Origin of the sequence: Streptomyces sp. NPDC020807, assembly GCF_040641575.1 — a bacterium.
GTDB lineage: Bacteria > Actinomycetota > Actinomycetes > Streptomycetales > Streptomycetaceae > Streptomyces.
Map to the genome: position 1 here is coordinate 100,163 of NZ_JBFADU010000017.1, position 16,320 is coordinate 116,482.

Here is a 16,320-nt window from a genome sequence, read left to right on the forward strand (position 1 = left end):
GGTGACGAGCATTTCTGGGGCACGAGATCACGGAGGTGTGCATCATGGCCGACGCCGCGTCGCGGCTGACGACTCTCGCCGGGGAGCTCCTCGGCGGACCGCTCCCGGTGCGACTGCGGGCCTGGGACGGCAGCGAGGCCGGGCCGCCCGGGGCCCCGGTCCTGATCGTCCGCGACCGCCGCGCCCTGCGGAGGCTGATCTGGAAGCCCGGCGAACTCGGCCTCGCCCGTGCCTGGGTGGCCGGCGAGATCGACGTCGAAGGCGATCTGTACGAGGTCCTCGACCGCCTGTCGGGCGTCCTCTGGGAGCGCCCGGGGGAGACCAGGAGCCGCCTCGCGGCCGTCCGGGAATCGCTGGCCGACCCCCGGATCCGTACCGCCGTCCGCACCCTGTTCCGGCTCGCCGGACCCCTGCCGCCCCCGCCGCCGCCCGCCGAGGAGGTGCGCGGCCGCACCGGCAGCCGCCACACCCGCCGCCGCGACAAGCAGGCGATCAGTCACCACTACGACGTGGGCAACGACTTCTACGAGATCGTCCTCGGCCCCTCCATGGTCTACAGCTGCGCGTACTGGACGCGGGACGGGACCCTGGAGGAGGCCCAGCACGACAAGCTCGACCTCATCGCCCGCAAGCTGAACCTCTCCGAGGGCGACCGGCTCCTCGACGTCGGCTGCGGCTGGGGCTCCATGGCGATCCACGCGGCCCGCGCCCACGGCGCCCGGGTCGTCGGCGTCACCCTCTCCCGCGAACAGGCCGCCTACGCCCGCAAGCGCGTCGCCGACGAGGGCCTCACCGACCTCGTCGAGATCCGCGTCCAGGACTACCGGGACGTCGACGACGGCCCGTACGACGCGATCTCCTCGATCGGCATGGCCGAGCACGTCGGCGAGGCGAAGTACCGGGAGTACGCGGACACGCTGTACGGGCTCCTCAAGCCCGGCGGGCGGCTCCTGAACCACCAGATCTCGCGCCGCCCCGAGCCCGACGAGTCGGCCTACGCGATCGACCCGTTCATCGACGCGTACGTGTTCCCCGACGGCGAGCTCGCCCCCATGGGCCGCACCCTCTCCACCCTGGAGGCCGCCGGATTCGAGGTCCGCGACGTCGAGGCGATCCGCGAGCACTACGCGCTCACGCTCCGCCGCTGGGTCGCCAACCTGGAGGCCGACTGGGCCCGCGCGGTCCGGCTCACCTCGCCCGGCCGGGCCCGGATCTGGCGGCTCTACATGGCGGCCTCGGCCGTCTCCTTCGAGCGGAACCGGATCGGCGTGAACCAGTTCCTCGCCGTGAGGACCCCGGTGTCGGGGACGAGCGGGACGGCGCTGCGGCCGAGGGTGTGGAACGAGAAGGTGTGAGACATGGCGAAGGGCCGTGTTCCCGCGGGAACACGGCCCTTCGGCGTCGTACGGGGTACTACTCGGCCTTGATCGCGGAGAGCATGTTCAGCTTCGCCGCGCTCCGGGCCGGCCACAGGGAGGCGAGGACGCCGACCACGGCGGCCAGGACCAGGAAGAGGCCGATCCGGTCCCAGGGCAGGACCAGCGCGTAGCCCGGCAGGCTGTTCTTGAAGGTCTCGCCGATGGCCCAGCCGAGGAAGGCGCCGAGACCGATGCCGACGACCGCGCCGAAGACCGAGATGACGACGGCCTCCAGGCGGACCATCCGCTTCACGCGGCGGCGGTCGAGACCGATCGCGCGGAGCATGCCGATCTCCTGCTGGCGCTCGAAGACGGACATCGCCAGGGTGTTGACGACGCCGAGGACGGCGATGAGCAGGGCCATCGCGAGGAGCCCGTACACGATGTTCAGGAGCATGTTGATCTGGCCGCCGAAGGTGTCGCGGATCTCCTTGTGGTCCATGACCGAGATCGCCGGGTTGTCACCCATGGCCTTCGACAGGGCCCGCTCGCCGGCCGTGCTCGCGCCGCCGTCCATCTTCACGAAGACCTGCGGGATGTAGACCTCGGAGTCGTGGGCGCTCAGGATCGCGCGGTCGATCAGGACGGGCGAGACGAACTCGGTGCCCTCGAAGGTCGCGCCGACGGTCAGCTTGTCCTTCTTCTTGTCGAGGTACTCGACCGGGACGGTGTCGCCGACCTTGATGCCGCGCTTCTCGGCGGTTCCCCGCTCGACGGCGATCTGGCCCTTGCCCAGGGAGGCCAGGGAGCCGTTCACGACGTCCAGCTTGAGGACCTGCTCGACGTCGCCGGGGGTGACGCCGGAGGCGGAGGTGTACGTCCCCTTGATGTCGAGCGAGCCGGCCTGCTGCGGGGAGACCGCGGCGACGCCGGGGGCCTTCTCCAGGGCGGTGACGGCGTCCTCGCCGAGACCGGTGCCGCTCGCCATGGAGATCATGTAGTCGGCCTTGATCTGGTCGACGGTCATCTTGTCCAGGGCGGTGCCGACGGTCGAGCCGAGCACGGAGAGGCCGGTGACCAGGGTGAGGCCGATGGCGAGCGCGGAGGCGGTGGCGCCGGTGCGGCGCGGGTTGCGGACCGCGTTGAGCCCGGCGAGCTTGCCGGAGACCCCGAAGGCCTTCACGAAGAAGGGGCGGATCACGGCGATCACGGGCCGCGACAGGAACGGGATCAGGACGATCACGCCGAGGAGGGTGAGGAAGGCGCCGCCCGCGATCAGCATGCGGCCGTCGTCGCCGCCCTGGCCCGCACCGGCGACGATGCCGACCGCGCCCAGCGCGGTGAACACGGCGCCGATGGAGTTCCGGACGACGAGGGACTTGGTGCTGGCGGTGGCGTGGACGCTGCTCATCGCGGCGACCGGCGGGATCTTCGCGGCCCGGCGGCCGGGCAGCCAGGCGGCGAGCATGGTGATGAGGACGCCGACGCCGAAGGCGGCGATCGCGGGGGTGGCGCCGATGACGAGCTCGCCGTCCGGGACCTTCATGCCGAAGGCGCTCATGCCGGAGCGGAGGCCGGCCGCGAGGCCGATGCCGAGGACGTAGCCGACGGCGGCGGCGACGAGGCCGACGACACCGGCCTCGACGAGGACGGAGCGGGTGATCTGCTTGCGCGAGGCACCGACCGCGCGCATCAGGGCCAGTTCCTTGGTGCGCTGGGCGACGAGCATCGTGAAGGTGTTGGAGATCAGGAAGACGCCGACGAAGAGGGCGATGCCGGCGAAGGCGAGGAGCACCTGGTTGAGGGCGCCGAGGCCGTCCTCGATCTGGCGGGCCTCCTGGGCGGCGAGGTCGGCGCCGGTCTGGGCGGTGGCCGCCTTCGGGACGACCGTGAGGACCTCGTCGCGCAGCTTGTCCGCGTCGGTGCCGGGGGTGGCGGTGACGTTGAGGTTCTGGAAGTAGCCCGGCTTCAGGTAGAGCTTCTGGGCGACGGGGGTGTCGAAGACGACGAGGCTGCCGCCGGCGTTGACGGCGCCGTCCTCGGTCGTGAAGACGCCGGAGAGGGTGTACTCCTTCACCGGGCCGTTGGTCGCGACGCGGACGGTGTCGCCGACCTTGTAGCCGCCCTTGTCGGCGGTCTCCTTGTCGAGCGCGATCTGCGAGTCGCGCGCCGGACCGTCGCCCGCGGTGAAGACGAACGCGCGGTCCTTGCCGTCGGTGCCCGGGGCGAAGTTGACGCCCTTGTTGGACCAGCCGCTGCCGAGGAGCTTGCCGTCCTTGCCGGGGACGCCGGCGAAGCCGGAGACGCGCGGGGAGACGGAGGCGACGCCGTCGAGTGCGGCGACCTTGTCGACGACGGCCTGCGAGAGGCCGGGGGTCTTCTGGGCCTCCTCGGCGTTCGGCGACATGTCGACGGCGACGGCGACGTCGTCGTAGCTCTTCGCCGCCTGGCCGCGGAAGGCGTTCGAGAGGGTGTCGGTGAAGACGAGGGTGCCGGAGACGAAGGCCACGCCGAGCATGACGGCGAGGACGGTCATCAGCAGCCTCGCCTTGTGCGCGAGCACGTTGCGCAGGGCGGTACGGAACATGGGTGAGGTCCTGGGTCCTGGGAGCTGGGGAAGGGCGGGGTACGGGAGCGGGGAGGGCGGGGTGCCCTCAGGTCCGCGTCAGCTCGTACGGCCCTTGGCGTCGAAGGCCTTCATGCGGTCGAGGACGCCGTCCGCCGTCGGGCGCAGCATCTCGTCGACGATCCGGCCGTCGGCGAGGAAGATGACGCGGTCCGCGTAGGAGGCGGCGACGGCGTCGTGGGTGACCATGACGACGGTCTGGCCGAGCTCGCGGACCGAGTTGCGGAGGAATCCGAGGACCTCGGCGCCGGAGCGGGAGTCCAGGTTTCCGGTGGGCTCGTCGCCGAAGATGATCTCGGGGCGGGAGGCGAGGGCGCGGGCCACGGCCACGCGCTGCTGCTGGCCGCCGGAGAGCTCGGAGGGGCGGTGGGAGAGGCGGCCGGAGAGGCCGAGCATGTCGATGACCTGCTGGACCCACTGCTTGTCCGGCTTGCGGCCCGCGATGTCCATCGGCAGCGTGATGTTCTCCAGCGCCGTCAGGGTCGGCAGCAGGTTGAACGCCTGGAAGATGAAGCCGATCTTGTCCCGGCGGAGCTGGGTGAGCTGCTTGTCCTTGAGGGTGGAGAGCTCGGTCTCGCCGATCCGCACGGAGCCGGAGGAGAAGGAGTCCAGGCCGGCGACGCAGTGCATGAGCGTGGACTTGCCGGAGCCCGAGGGGCCCATGATCGCGGTGAACTCGCCCTGCCGGAAGTCGACGGTGACGTGGTCGAGCGCGACCACCTGCGTCTCGCCCTGTCCGTAGACCTTGGAGAGGTCGGTGGCGCGGGCGGCCACCGCGGTGGCGCGGGGCACGGTGGGGGTGGTGGTCACGAGGAGGACTCCTGTCGCTGCGGGCTGCTGGGAACTCCTCCATCGTCTCGGCCGTTCCGCCGCGAGACGTCCCTCCACGTGCCCGTTCCCGGGACAGTCTGGAGTCGGACCAGGGGGTCTCGCCGTCCTCCTGAGGTATGACGCCGCCCCTGACGCGACCGTGTCGCGGGGCTCCCCGTGGAGGTGACAGACCTGCGACGAGTTTTCGTCATTCCCAGGGGTGTGGCTTTGCGCCTGCGAGCCCCGTCACAGTTCGGGGAAAACGCCTCCACCTGCACTGACGCACCCTCAGACGTCAATAAAATAAGACAACATCGGGCCGATGTTCCGCTGAACGGGGGAAGGGCCCCGATAGGCTCCTGTGCCAACGCGGAGGTCTCGCGGCGGGCCCGGATGGTGGAATTTGGCAGACACCGCGAGCTTAAACCTCGCTGACCCTCGGGTCGTACCGGTTCGAATCCGGTTCCGGGCACCACCGGGCCGCAGGCGAGTGCCTGGGGCCCGGGCACGTCCCTCGTCCTCTCCGCTCCCGCTCGGGAAAAAGATCCTCCCCGAGCACTAGGGAGTTTCCTTTGCCTACGCATTACTCTTGACGCAAGGCCGCGCCGTGCGGTCTGCCATGGAGGAGTGAGATGAGGAGCAGCAACCCGGTCTTCTCGCGACGGGGGTTCAGCCGCGACAACGGCCACGTGGGCGTGACCGCGCAGCAGCCGCAGGCCGGGGGCCCCGCCGTCGGAGCCAACCCGTACGCGACGGGCAACCCGTACGCCGAGGGCGCGACCACCAACCCGTACGCGACCAACCCGTACGCCCCGCAGGACGCCGCGCTCGGCGCCCCCCAGCAGGCCCGCGGCAACGTGATGACGATCGACGACGTCGTGAGCCGTACGGCCATGACGCTCGGCACGGTCGTGCTCACCGCCGTCCTGTCCTGGTTCCTCCTGCCGGTCGACGAGGCCAACCTGGGCAAGTCCTACGGCATCGCCATCGGCGCCGCCCTGGTCGCCTTCGTCCTGGCGATGGTGCAGTCCTTCAAGCGCAAGCCGTCCCCGGCCCTGATCCTGGGCTACGCGGCCTTCGAGGGCGTCTTCCTCGGCGTCATCTCGGCCGCCGTCTCGACGTACATCGCCGACGGCGTGGTCATCCAGGCGGTCCTGGGCACGATGGCGGTCTTCGCCGGCGTCCTGATCGCCTACAAGATGGGCTGGATCCGGGTCAACCGCCGCTTCTACGGCTTCGTGATGGCCGCCGCCATGGGCTTCATGCTGCTCATGCTGGTGAACCTGCTGTTCCAGGTCTTCGCCGGCGGTGACGGCCTCGGCTTCCGCAGCGGTGGCCTCGGCATCCTCTTCGGTGTCATCGGCGTCATCCTGGGCGCCTGCTTCCTCGCCCTCGACTTCAAGCAGGTCGAGGACGGCGTGACCTACGGCGCGCCGCGCGAGGAGGCCTGGCTGGCCGCCTTCGGTCTGACCATGACGCTGGTCTGGATCTACCTGGAGATGCTGCGTCTCCTGTCGATCCTCCAGGGCGACGACTGACCCACCCCGTAACGGGGCCCCCGACTCGGGGGAAGGGCCCGTCCGGCTTCGTGCCGGGCGGGCCCTTTCGCGTACCCGCTACGCCGTGGCGGCGTCGAGGAGGACCCGGGCCGCGGCCTTGGCCTGGCCGGCCGGTTCGGGGGAACCGGTGATCCCGGCGACGGCCATGGCGCCGTTGGCGAGCAGGGCCAGCTGGTCGGCGAGGGCGGGCGGGGCGCCGAGGGCGTCGGTCTGGGCCGCGAAGTAGGACCGCAGGGCCTCCTTGTGGTCGCGGGCGATCGTGGCGACCGCCGGGGCGACCCCGCCGAGCTCCCCGAAGGTGTTGATGAACGCGCACCCGCGGAAGTCGGGCTCCGCGAACCACTCGGCGAGCCAGTCGAAGACGGCCAGGGCGCGCTCGTACGGCCCGTCGGCGGCCTGGGAGCCATGGGAGGCCACGGCGGCCCGTACGGCCTCGTCGCGGCGCCTCAGGACCGCTTCCACGAGCAGCTCCTTGGACGGGAAGACCTGGTAGAGCCGTTTGAGCGAGACGCCGGACGCCGTGCGGATCGCGTCCATGCCGACCGACTGCACCCCCCGCTCGTCGAAGAGTCGCTCCGCCGTGTCGAGCAGCTTCAGCTCGGCGGTTTCCGCATCCATTCCCGACCACCCCTTGCGTGGAGAACCATCGTTCTCGTAGTCTACAGGGCATCGGGAGAACGGTCGTTCTCTCGACCGGGAAACCGAAATGGGGAGTCAGTCATGTCCGCCTTCGCCCAGCGCACCCACACCGTCGCCATCGACGGGCTCGACGTCTTCTACCGGGAGGCCGGCGACCCGGCCAACCCCACCCTCGTCCTGCTGCACGGCTTCCCGTCCAGCTCGCACATGTACCGGAACCTGATCGCCGAGCTGGCGGACTCGTACCACCTGATCGCCCCCGACCACATCGGCTTCGGCGCCTCCGCCGCACCGGCCGTCGCGGACTTCGCGTACAGCTTCGAGAAGCTGACCGAGATCACCCTGAAGCTCCTCGACCACCTCGGCGTCGACCGCTTCGCGCTCTACATCCAGGACTACGGGGCCCCGATCGGCCTGAAGATCGCCTCCCGGAACCCCGAGCGCGTCACCGCGATCGTCACCCAGAGCGGCAACGCCTACCTGGAGGGCTTCACGCCCTTCTGGGACGTCCTCTTCGCCCACGCCAAGGACCGCGAGGCCAACGAGGCGGGCGTGCGCGAGCTGCTCACGGCCGAGGCGACCCACTGGCAGTACACCCACGGCGTCCCCGCCGACCGGCTCGACCGGCTCGCGCCCGAGGCCTGGACCCTCGACCAGGCCGGCCTCGACCGGCCCGGCAACAAGGAGATCCAGCTCCAGCTGTTCTGGGACTACCAGTTCAACCTGGACGGCTACCCGGCCTTCCAGGAGTACTTCCGCACCCACCGCCCGCCGCTCCTCGCGGCCTGGGGGCGCGGCGACGAGATCTTCGGACCGGCCGGCGCGGAGGCCTTCGCCCGGGACCTCCCGGACGCGGAGATCCACCTCCTCGACGCGGGCCACTTCGCCCTGGAGACCCACGGCGAGGAGATCGCGGAGCTGGTCAGGGACTTCCTCGGCCGGCACGCGAAGTGAGGACCGCGCCTCGTGCCGTAGGGTCACGGCGTGAGTGATACGAGTGAACTGACCGTCGCCGTCGAGCGCTTCGCCGACCGGCTGCGGGCCGCCCCGCAGAGCCGGCTCCAGCGCGGGGCGGCGGCCGAGGGGCTCGCCCTCGCCCGGGAGCTCGCGGCGCGCGCCCAGCGCGCCGAGGACCCGGACCGCGAGCCCCTGACGATGCCGGACGCGGGCGTCTTCACCGTCGCCGACCAGCTCGTCGTCGCCGGGAACGACCTGGCCGAGATCCTGCGAACGGCCCCGGCCGGCTCCCACGGGGGGGAGCTGGACGAGGCCGTTCGGCTCGTACGGGAGGCGCAGGGGCGCTCGGGGCTCTGAGGCCCCTCGGAGCCCGTCCGGGCTCAGAGGGAGGCGATCACCCGGTCCGCGAGGATGTAGACGTTCTCCTCGTCCGTGTCGCCGTACGAGAAGGTCAGCGCGAAGGCGCCCGAGACGCCCGAACCGCCGAGCAGGACCGGGGTCCGGCCGGAGCGCAGGGCCTCGGCGAGGCGCTCCGCGGTCTCGCGGTGGCCGGGGGTCATGCAGAGCGTGGTGCCGTCGGCGAAGACGTACACGTCCAGGGTGCCGAGCGGGCCGGGGCGCACGTCCGTCAGGGCCGTCCGCGTGTCCGCGAGCTCCTCCAGGCGGGCGACGGTCCGCTCGTGGTCGGTGACGACCGGGGTCTGCACCGGCACGAAGTCCGGGTGCGAGGGGTGGCGGCGGCGGGCCGCGGCCAGCTCGGCCGAGTCCTCGGGGAACTCGTCCAGGGCGTCCGCGAAGTCGTTCAGGCTGTCGGCGCCGTCGAGCGCGGCGGCCTCGGCCTCCATCGCCTCCAGGGCCATCGCCTCCAGGCCGGCGAAGTCGGCCTGGCGCGGGACGAAGAAGGGGCCGTCCTCGACCGGGCCGCCGAGCCCGCCGAGGAGGGACGGGGCGTCGGCCGCGTCCCGGGCCTCCTGCGCGGCCCAGAAGGCCCGCGCCTCCGCGAGCTCGCGCTCGCGCTCCTCCGCCAGCGCCTCCGTGACCGCGGCCCGTATCTCCGCGGCCGGAGTGGCGCGGGCCGCGGGGACCGCGGCGCCGTGGCCCGTCGCGAGCTCGCCGCGCAGGGCGGTGACCTCCTTGCGGAGACCGTGGACGGCGTGCAGGGCAGCAGCGCCCACGGCCGTGGCAGCGGCCGTGGTCAGCAGCAGGGCAAGAGACATGGCGCTCACTGACGTACTCCCGATTCCGAGTCGATCCCCCGACTTCCTACATCAGCTTGTCGTGAGGCGGTACGAGCTGTCAGTGCATTACGTCACGAATTGGACAGGTATTTCTGCCTGGCGTTTAGTCCCGAAACGGCTCTGACCTGCGAAAACAAACCTCCCCCGGGACGTAGGTCACATCCTGGGGGAGATTAGGTCACGGCTCTAACACGGGACGGTTAGAGGGTGCGGGGTCAGGACAGGCGCTCGATCACCATGGCCATGCCCTGGCCGCCGCCCACGCACATCGTCTCCAGGCCGAACTGCTTGTCGTGGAACTGGAGGCTGTTGATCAGCGTGGTCGTGATGCGGGCGCCCGTCATGCCGAAGGGGTGGCCGACGGCGATGGCGCCACCGTTGACGTTCACCTTGTCCAGGTCGAGGCCGAGCTCCTGGTACGAGGGGATGACCTGGGCCGCGAAGGCCTCGTTCAGCTCCGCCAGGTCGATGTCGCCGATCGTCAGGCCGGCGCGCTTCAGGGCCTGCTTCGACGCCTCGACCGGGCCGAGGCCCATGATCTCGGGGGAGAGGCCGGAGACGCCGGTGGAGACGATCCGGGCCAGCGGGGTCAGGCCGAGTTCGCGGGCCTTCGTGTCCGACATGATCACGAGCGCGGCGGCGCCGTCGTTCAGCGGGCAGCAGTTGCCGGCGGTGACCAGGCCGTCGGGGCGGAAGACCGGCTTGAGGCCCTCCACGCCCTCCAGGGTGACGCCCGCGCGCGGGCCGTCGTCCGTCGAGACGACCGTGCCGTCCGGCAGCGTCACCGGGGTGATCTCGCGCTCCCAGAAGCCGTTCTTGATGGCCTGCTCGGCGAGGTTCTGCGACCGTACGCCGAACTCGTCCATCTCCCGGCGGCTGATGCCCTTGAGGCGGGCCAGGTTCTCCGCGGTCTGGCCCATCGCGATGTAGGCGTCCGGGACGACGCCGTCCTCGCGCGGGTCGTGCCAGGTCGAGCCCTCGGACTCGGCGACGGCCTTGGTGCGGGCCTCGGCCTCGGCGAAGAACGGGTTGTGCGTGTCCGGCAGGGAGTCCGAGTTGCCCTTGGTGAAGCGGGAGACCATCTCGACACCGGCCGAGATGAACACGTCGCCCTCGCCGGCCTTGATGGCGTGCAGCGCCATGCGGGAGGTCTGGAGCGAGGAGGAGCAGTAACGGGTGATCGTGCAGCCCGGCAGGTGGTCCATGCCCATCCGCACGGAAACGATCCTGCCCAGGTTGTTGCCCTGCTCGCCGCCCGGCAGGCCGCAGCCCAGCATCAGGTCGTCGATGTCCCGCGGGTCCAGCTCGGGCACCTTCGCCAGGGCGGCCTGGACGATGGTCGCGGTGAGGTCGTCCGGCCGCAGGTCCTTGAGGGAGCCCTTGAAGGCCCGGCCGATGGGCGAACGGGCGGTCGAGACGATCACGGCTTCGGGCATCACGGCTCCATGAGGGTGCGGAGTGAGCGGACAGAAAGGGAAGTTACCCGTACGTACCGCACGGGTCACCGGCGCGAAGGTGTGACACGGGCCTCTTTTCTAAGCGGGCGCTCAGCCGGGCGCTGAGTCGGGCGCTCAGCCGCCCGCCCGCCCGGGCGGGCGCGGGGACGCCCGGGCGGACACCTACCCACGGGGCTGGGGCCGGGTCTGCAGACCCTCCGGCGCCGCGGCCGGCGGCTCCGGGGCCGCCGACTCCGCGGCCGGCGACTCCGCGGCAGCCGACTCCGGGGCCGCCGACTCCGGGGCCGCCGACTCCGGGGCCTCCGCCGCCGTCAGGTGCCGACGACGCCGGTGCTTGAGCAGCGCCCACGGCGCCCGGACCGCCGTGACCTCCGTGCCCGCCCGCTTCGCCGCCGCCGCGGCCGCCTTCGCCACCGGCAGCACGCCCTCCCGCCGGGCCGGCTCCACCCGGTCCGTCTCCGGCCAGACGCCGAGCGCCGCGCACAGCGTCGGCAGCACCGCCATCGCCGCCGTCGCGTACCCCTCCGCCGAGGGGTGGTAGTTGTCCACGCCGAACATCTCGCGCGGGTTCTCCGCGAACTCGGGACCCAGCAGGTCGCCCAGCGACACCGTCCGCCCGCCCTGCTCCACCACCACGATCGTCTGCGCCGCCGCCAGCTGCCGGGACACCCGCCGGGCCAGCCAGCGCAGCGGCTGGTAGACCGGCTCGATCGTCCCCAGGTCCGGGCAGGTCCCGACCACGACCTCCGCGCCCGCCGTCCGCAGCCGCCGGACCGCCGCCGCCAGGAGCCGGACCGACTCCGTCGGCGACATCCGGTGCGTCACGTCGTTCGCCCCGATCATGATCACGCACACGTCCGGGGGACCCGAGGGCTGCGCGAGCAGCAGCGACACCTGCCGCTCCAGGTCGTCCGAGCGCGCCCCCGACAGCGCCACGTTCCGCAGCACCACCGGCCGCTCCGCCACGGCGGACAGCCCCGAGGCGAGCAGCGCCCCCGGCGTCTGCCCCGTCCGCCGGACTCCCTGGCCCGCCGCCGTGGAATCACCCAGAAGGGCCAGCCGCAGCGGGTTCTCCGTACCGAAGGAACGGCCGTACAGACCGTCCGCCACGGGCGGCAGCGGCGCCGTCCCGTTCCCCACCGACCTCTTCGCCAGGTGCATCTCGGTCAGCAGGAGACCGACCGCCGCCACCCCGAGGAGACCGATGCTCCCACCGCCGTACGCCGCACCCGCGGCGATCCTCCGCGCCACCCGCGCCCTCGACATGGGGCCGTCACCTCCTTCGCGTCGTTCAAGCCGTTCAGGGTCTAACTGCCCCGTAAGGAGCTCCGACTACGCATACGCTGGCCACACCATTACGGAGACCCCGGAGATTACGGTGCAATTCCACGACTCGATGATCAGCCTCGTCGGCAACACCCCGCTGGTGAAGCTCAACAACGTCACAGCGGGCATTCAGGCGACCGTTCTGGCCAAGGTCGAGTACTTCAACCCCGGCGGTTCGGTCAAGGACCGCATCGCCGTGCGCATGATCGAGGCCGCCGAGGCGAGCGGCGAGCTCAAGCCGGGCGGCACCATCGTCGAGCCCACGTCCGGCAACACCGGCGTCGGCCTGGCGATCGTGGCCCAGCAGAAGGGCTACAAGTGCATCTTCGTCTGCCCCGACAAGGTGTCGCTCGACAAGATCAACGTGCTGCGCGCGTACGGCGCCGAGGTCGTGGTCTGCCCGACGGCGGTCGACCCCGAGCACCCGGACTCGTACTACAACGTCTCGGACCGCCTGGTCCGTGAGACGCCCGGCGCCTGGAAGCCCGACCAGTACTCCAACCCGAACAACCCGCGCTCCCACTACGAGACCACCGGTCCCGAGCTCTGGGAGCAGACGGACGGCCGCATCACCCACTTCGTGGCGGGCGTCGGCACCGGCGGCACCATCTCCGGCACCGGCAACTACCTCAAGGAGGCCAGCGGCGGGAAGGTCAAGGTCATCGGCGCCGACCCGGAGGGCTCCGTCTACTCCGGCGGCTCCGGCCGCCCGTACCTCGTCGAGGGCGTCGGCGAGGACTTCTGGCCGACCGCCTACGACCGGAACGTCACCGACCGGATCGTGGCCGTCTCCGACAAGGACTCGTTCCAGATGACCCGCCGCCTCGCCAAGGAGGAGGGCCTCCTCGTCGGCGGCTCCTGCGGCATGGCCGTCGTCGCGGCCCTGGAGGTCGCCCGCGAACTCGGCCCCGACGACGTCGTGGTGGTCCTGCTGCCGGACTCGGGTCGCGGGTACATGTCCAAGATCTTCAGTGATGAATGGATGGCAGGCCACGGCTTCCTGGAGGACACCTCCACCGCCACCGTCGCCGACGTCCTGCGGCACAAGGAGGGCGTCATGCCCTCGCTCGTCCACATGCACCCGGACGAGACCGTCGGCCAGGCCATCGAGGTCCTGCGCGAGTACGGCGTCTCCCAGATGCCCATCGTGAAGCCCGGCGCCGGCCACCCCGACGTCATGGCAGCCGAGGTCGTCGGCTCGGTCGTCGAGAAGGAGCTCCTCGACCACCTCTTCACGAAGCAGGCCTCTCTGGAGGACCCGCTGGAGCAGCACATGAGCGCCCCGCTGCCGCAGGTCGGCTCCGGCGAGCCCGCCGCGGCCCTCATGGCCGTCCTCGGCAGGTCCGACGCGGCGATCGTGCTCGTCGAGGGCAAGCCGACCGGCGTCGTCAGCCGCCAGGACCTGCTGGCCTTCCTGGCCGGCGGCGGCAAGTAGGACCCGTGGGGCCCGCCGACCGGCGGGCCCTTTCGCGCGAGGGGCGGGCCCTTCGCGCAACCGGTACGTACGCGACACGTTCGCGCAGCACCCGCTTAACACGAGTCCGGCACATTGGTGGGTGTCGGCGTCACGGACTTCCGGAGCGGCTCCCGGGTTTCCTCAGACGTCGCGGACGTGGAGGCCGGCCCTGACCCGGGCCCGCGTCCCTCGCGGGGACCGCCGTCGTCCCGCCCCCCTTCCAGGGGGTGCGGCGGTCCCCGCGCTACTCCCTCGCGCCGCTCTTCCCTTTCCCTCCCGTCACCGCTCTGCATATCCTTATGCAGGGTTTCTGGCGGCTGAATAGGTGAGGGGACGGCATGAGCGACAGCCCGGCCGGGCGGCTGCAGGCGCTGTTCGAGGGGCATCGGCTGACGCCGACCCAGCGGCGGATCGCGCACTGCATGGTGCGGCGGGCCGCCGACGTGCCGTTCCTGTCGAGCGTGGAGCTGGCCGAGCTCGCCGGGGTCAGCCAGCCGTCCGTCACGCGGTTCGCCGTCGCGCTCGGCTTCGACGGGTATCCCGCGCTCCGCAAGCACCTGCGGGAGGTCGCGCCGCCCGAGGCCGAACCGCAGGAGGCGCAGGAGAACGAGTACCAGCAGGCCGTGCTGGCCGAGATCGAGAACCTCCGACACCTCGCCGGGCTGCTCGCCGATCCCGCGCCCGTCGAGCGCGCCGGGCGGCTGCTCGCCGGTTCGCGGCCGCTGCTCGTGCTCGGCCTGCGGGCCGCCTCCTCGCAGGCGCGCGGCTTCGCCTACTTCGCCGCCAAGGTCCACCCGGACGTCCGGCTCCTCGACGAGGGCGGATCGATGCTCACGGACCGCGTCGACGCGGCCGTGCGGGCCGGGGCGACGGCGCTGCTCTGTTTCGCGCTGCCCCGGCACCCCAGGGAGGTCGTCGAGGCCCTGGAGTACGCGCGGGCGGCGGGGCTCCAGGTCGTCGCCGTCGCCGACTCGGCCTTCGCGCCCGTCGCCGCCCACAGTGACGTGCTGATCCCGGCCGCCGTCGGCACCGGGCTCGCCTTCGACACCGCCTGCGCGCCGATGATGCTCGGGCGCGTCCTCCTGGAGGCGATGGCCGACGAACTCCCCGACGCGCAGGCGCGCCTGGAGGAGTTCGATGCCAAGGCGGTGGCTCGGGGGTTGTTCGTCGAATAGGCCCGACGGGGGCCCGGCGGACGGGGCCCGGCGGACGGGGCCCGTCAGACCTCGAGTTCGGTCTCGATCCTCTTCAGCTGGTGGCGGGCCATCGCCAGGTTGGCCCGTTCCTTGTCGAGGGCCAGATAGAGGAAGAGGCCGTTGGTGTTGCGTCCCTTGAGCAGCCGGATCAGGTGGTAGTGCTTGCCGAGGGTGATGAGGATGTCCTCGATCTCGTCGTTCAGGCCGAGGTGTTCCATCGCCTTGACCTTGGCGCGTACGACGTCGGTGTTGGCCGCCGCCGCCACGTTCAGGTCGAGCTCCTTGCCGCCGCCGATCGTGCCGAGCGCCATGCCGCTGGTGTAGTCGACGAGGGCCGCGCCGATCGCGCCGTCGATGGTGGAGGCTTCCTTGAGGGACGTCTCGGTGTTCGCCATGGTGTCGTCTTCCTTCTCGGTCTTTTCCGTGTGCCGGTTTTCGGTGGGCAGGTGATCAGAGGCGGTTCAGGTCCAGTGCGCCGTCCACCAGCTCGCCTATCCGCGCGCTGGATCTGCGCGCCTCCAGGTGGAGCCGGCCGACGTTGATCCGGGGTTCGGCGAGCAGGGTCAGGACGGCGGAGCCGCCGGCCGCGTACGTCGCCACGTAGCCGTTCTCGCCGCGGACGAGGAGTTCGCGGAAGCGGCCCTGGCCGGTGGTGTCGGTCAGCCGCTGGCCGACGCCGAGCGCCGCCGCCGTGAGGGCGGCCACGCTCTCCGCCTCGCCGTCGGCGGTGTCGTGGGCGAGGACGAGGCCGTCGGCGCTGGCGGCGAGCGCCCCGGTCAGCTGGGGAAGCCGCGCGCGCAGTCGTCTGAGTTCGCCGAGTACCTCGGTTTCTGCCGTCATGAGCTGTTTCCTTTCGGCGCGCAGGCGCAGGGCACGCCTCATCACAGGTGTGCCTCCAGGGCGTCACGGAGCCGGCGCAGCAGCGCGATGTCGGGGTCCGTCGCCCGCGCGTACTCCGGGGGCAGGTGGGTGGGTACGGGCGCGGGTGCGGCCTCGGGTGCGGGCGGGGTCTCGACGAGTCCGGCCGCGGCGAGCCGCCGGACGTCGAGGAGCGTGTGGAAGGCGGGGCGGCCGAGCAGGCGGGCGAGTTCGGCCGGGGTGCGTTCCCCGTCGGCGGCGGCGAGCAGGGCGCGCTGGCGGGAGCCGACGGTCTGGCCGGGGGCGGCGGGGCGCGGGACGACCGGGGCGGTGTCGACGGAGGCGTACGGCCAGACGGCGTCGAGGAGTTCGCGGCGGCGGACGGTCTCGCGCTCGACGGCCTCGGCGGAGACGGGGCGGACGGTGCCGAACCAGTGCCCGACCCCGTAGCGGAAGCGGGTGGGTCCGCTGGTGGGGGAGAGGGCGAAGAAGGCGGCGTCGAAGACGGCGCCGAGGTGGCAGATCTCCAGTTCGCCGTCGTGGAGGCGGCCGCTGTCGACGAGGAAGCGGCCGACGGCGCGGTGGGCGCCGGCGCGGTCGACGGCCTCGTCCCAGTTCTCGCGGGGGAGGCGTCCGCCGGTGGTGAGGAGGACGTCGACGCCGGGGGCGGCGGGGGATTCGGCGTGCACGACGCGGCCGTCGACGAGGTAGAGCGTGCCGTGGTCGCGGAGCAGGGCGCCGGTGGCCCTCTCGGCGGCGAGGCGGACCAGCATCGGGGAGACCGGTGTGGCGGGGGCGGTGGCCGTGGTGGCGGTGGCGTTGGTGGCTATGGCGGTGCCG

General features: G+C 71.8%; 15 protein-coding genes and 1 tRNA gene. 7 read left to right on the forward strand and 9 right to left on the reverse strand.

Annotation, left to right across the window (positions count from 1 at the left end; all coding sequences use genetic code 11):
- The first annotated feature begins 44 nt into the window (after window positions 1–44).
- Window positions 45–1,355 carry a cyclopropane-fatty-acyl-phospholipid synthase family protein gene (locus tag AB0G79_RS23420; protein WP_360809442.1) on the forward strand — a complete coding sequence of 437 codons (1,311 nt, stop codon included), beginning with the start codon at window positions 45–47 and terminating at the stop codon, window positions 1,353–1,355.
- A 58-nt stretch (window positions 1,356–1,413) separates the two neighbouring features.
- On the opposite strand, the gene AB0G79_RS23425 is transcribed toward AB0G79_RS23420, so the two are convergent.
- Entirely contained in the window at window positions 1,414–3,945 is a 2,532-nt protein-coding gene (locus AB0G79_RS23425) for an FtsX-like permease family protein (RefSeq protein ID WP_360809444.1), read from the reverse strand.
- Window positions 3,946–4,023: 78 nt separating this feature from the next.
- On the reverse strand, window positions 4,024–4,794 hold the full coding sequence (locus AB0G79_RS23430; protein WP_360809446.1) for an ABC transporter ATP-binding protein: 771 nt from the start codon (window positions 4,792–4,794) through the stop codon (window positions 4,024–4,026).
- Window positions 4,795–5,181: 387 nt separating this feature from the next.
- On the opposite strand from AB0G79_RS23430, the gene AB0G79_RS23435 reads away from it, so the two are divergent.
- A tRNA-Leu gene (locus AB0G79_RS23435) sits at window positions 5,182–5,269 on the forward strand.
- Window positions 5,270–5,426: 157 nt separating this feature from the next.
- The gene (locus tag AB0G79_RS23440; protein WP_360809448.1) at window positions 5,427–6,332 is read left to right on the forward strand and encodes a Bax inhibitor-1/YccA family protein; all 906 of its coding nucleotides are present in this window, start codon (window positions 5,427–5,429) and stop codon (window positions 6,330–6,332) included.
- A 78-nt stretch (window positions 6,333–6,410) separates the two neighbouring features.
- On the opposite strand, the gene AB0G79_RS23445 is transcribed toward AB0G79_RS23440, so the two are convergent.
- On the reverse strand, window positions 6,411–6,971 hold the full coding sequence (locus AB0G79_RS23445) for a TetR/AcrR family transcriptional regulator (protein WP_360809450.1): 561 nt from the start codon (window positions 6,969–6,971) through the stop codon (window positions 6,411–6,413).
- Window positions 6,972–7,073: 102 nt separating this feature from the next.
- On the opposite strand from AB0G79_RS23445, the gene AB0G79_RS23450 reads away from it, so the two are divergent.
- The gene (locus AB0G79_RS23450; protein ID WP_360809452.1) at window positions 7,074–7,946 is read left to right on the forward strand and encodes an alpha/beta hydrolase; all 873 of its coding nucleotides are present in this window, start codon (window positions 7,074–7,076) and stop codon (window positions 7,944–7,946) included.
- A 30-nt stretch (window positions 7,947–7,976) separates the two neighbouring features.
- A complete protein-coding gene (locus AB0G79_RS23455; protein WP_360809454.1) occupies window positions 7,977–8,306 on the forward strand; it encodes a hypothetical protein in 330 nt (109 codons plus the stop codon).
- 23 nt (window positions 8,307–8,329) lie between these two features.
- Here the strand turns inward: AB0G79_RS23455 and AB0G79_RS23460 are convergent, their stop codons facing one another.
- The 3 genes from AB0G79_RS23460 to AB0G79_RS23470 form a co-directional block, all read right to left on the reverse strand.
- The gene (locus tag AB0G79_RS23460; protein ID WP_360809456.1) at window positions 8,330–9,166 is read right to left on the reverse strand and encodes a hypothetical protein; all 837 of its coding nucleotides are present in this window, start codon (window positions 9,164–9,166) and stop codon (window positions 8,330–8,332) included.
- 236 nt (window positions 9,167–9,402) lie between these two features.
- The gene (locus tag AB0G79_RS23465; protein ID WP_360809458.1) at window positions 9,403–10,623 is read right to left on the reverse strand and encodes an acetyl-CoA C-acetyltransferase; all 1,221 of its coding nucleotides are present in this window, start codon (window positions 10,621–10,623) and stop codon (window positions 9,403–9,405) included.
- A 183-nt stretch (window positions 10,624–10,806) separates the two neighbouring features.
- Window positions 10,807–11,910: an SGNH/GDSL hydrolase family protein gene (locus AB0G79_RS23470; protein WP_360809460.1), complete on the reverse strand. Its 1,104-nt coding sequence runs from the start codon at window positions 11,908–11,910 to the stop codon at window positions 10,807–10,809.
- A 112-nt stretch (window positions 11,911–12,022) separates the two neighbouring features.
- Here AB0G79_RS23470 and AB0G79_RS23475 point away from each other — a divergent pair, with 112 nt between their 5' ends.
- A complete protein-coding gene (locus tag AB0G79_RS23475; protein ID WP_360809462.1) occupies window positions 12,023–13,405 on the forward strand; it encodes a cystathionine beta-synthase in 1,383 nt (460 codons plus the stop codon).
- A 359-nt stretch (window positions 13,406–13,764) separates the two neighbouring features.
- Window positions 13,765–14,601 carry a MurR/RpiR family transcriptional regulator gene (locus tag AB0G79_RS23480; protein ID WP_360809464.1) on the forward strand — a complete coding sequence of 279 codons (837 nt, stop codon included), beginning with the start codon at window positions 13,765–13,767 and terminating at the stop codon, window positions 14,599–14,601.
- 44 nt (window positions 14,602–14,645) lie between these two features.
- On the opposite strand, the gene AB0G79_RS23485 is transcribed toward AB0G79_RS23480, so the two are convergent.
- Genes AB0G79_RS23485 through AB0G79_RS23495 form a run of 3 tightly spaced genes read right to left on the reverse strand, consistent with a single transcriptional unit; the run spans window position 14,646 to window position 16,253 of the window.
- Complete coding sequence (locus AB0G79_RS23485; RefSeq protein WP_360809466.1) at window positions 14,646–15,017, reverse strand: hypothetical protein; 372 nt, start codon at window positions 15,015–15,017, stop codon at window positions 14,646–14,648.
- A 55-nt stretch (window positions 15,018–15,072) separates the two neighbouring features.
- Window positions 15,073–15,462: a roadblock/LC7 domain-containing protein gene (locus tag AB0G79_RS23490; RefSeq protein ID WP_360809468.1), complete on the reverse strand. Its 390-nt coding sequence runs from the start codon at window positions 15,460–15,462 to the stop codon at window positions 15,073–15,075.
- 41 nt (window positions 15,463–15,503) lie between these two features.
- Window positions 15,504–16,253 carry a transcriptional regulator gene (locus tag AB0G79_RS23495; protein ID WP_360809550.1) on the reverse strand — a complete coding sequence of 250 codons (750 nt, stop codon included), beginning with the start codon at window positions 16,251–16,253 and terminating at the stop codon, window positions 15,504–15,506.
- Window positions 16,254–16,320: the final 67 nt, after the last annotated feature.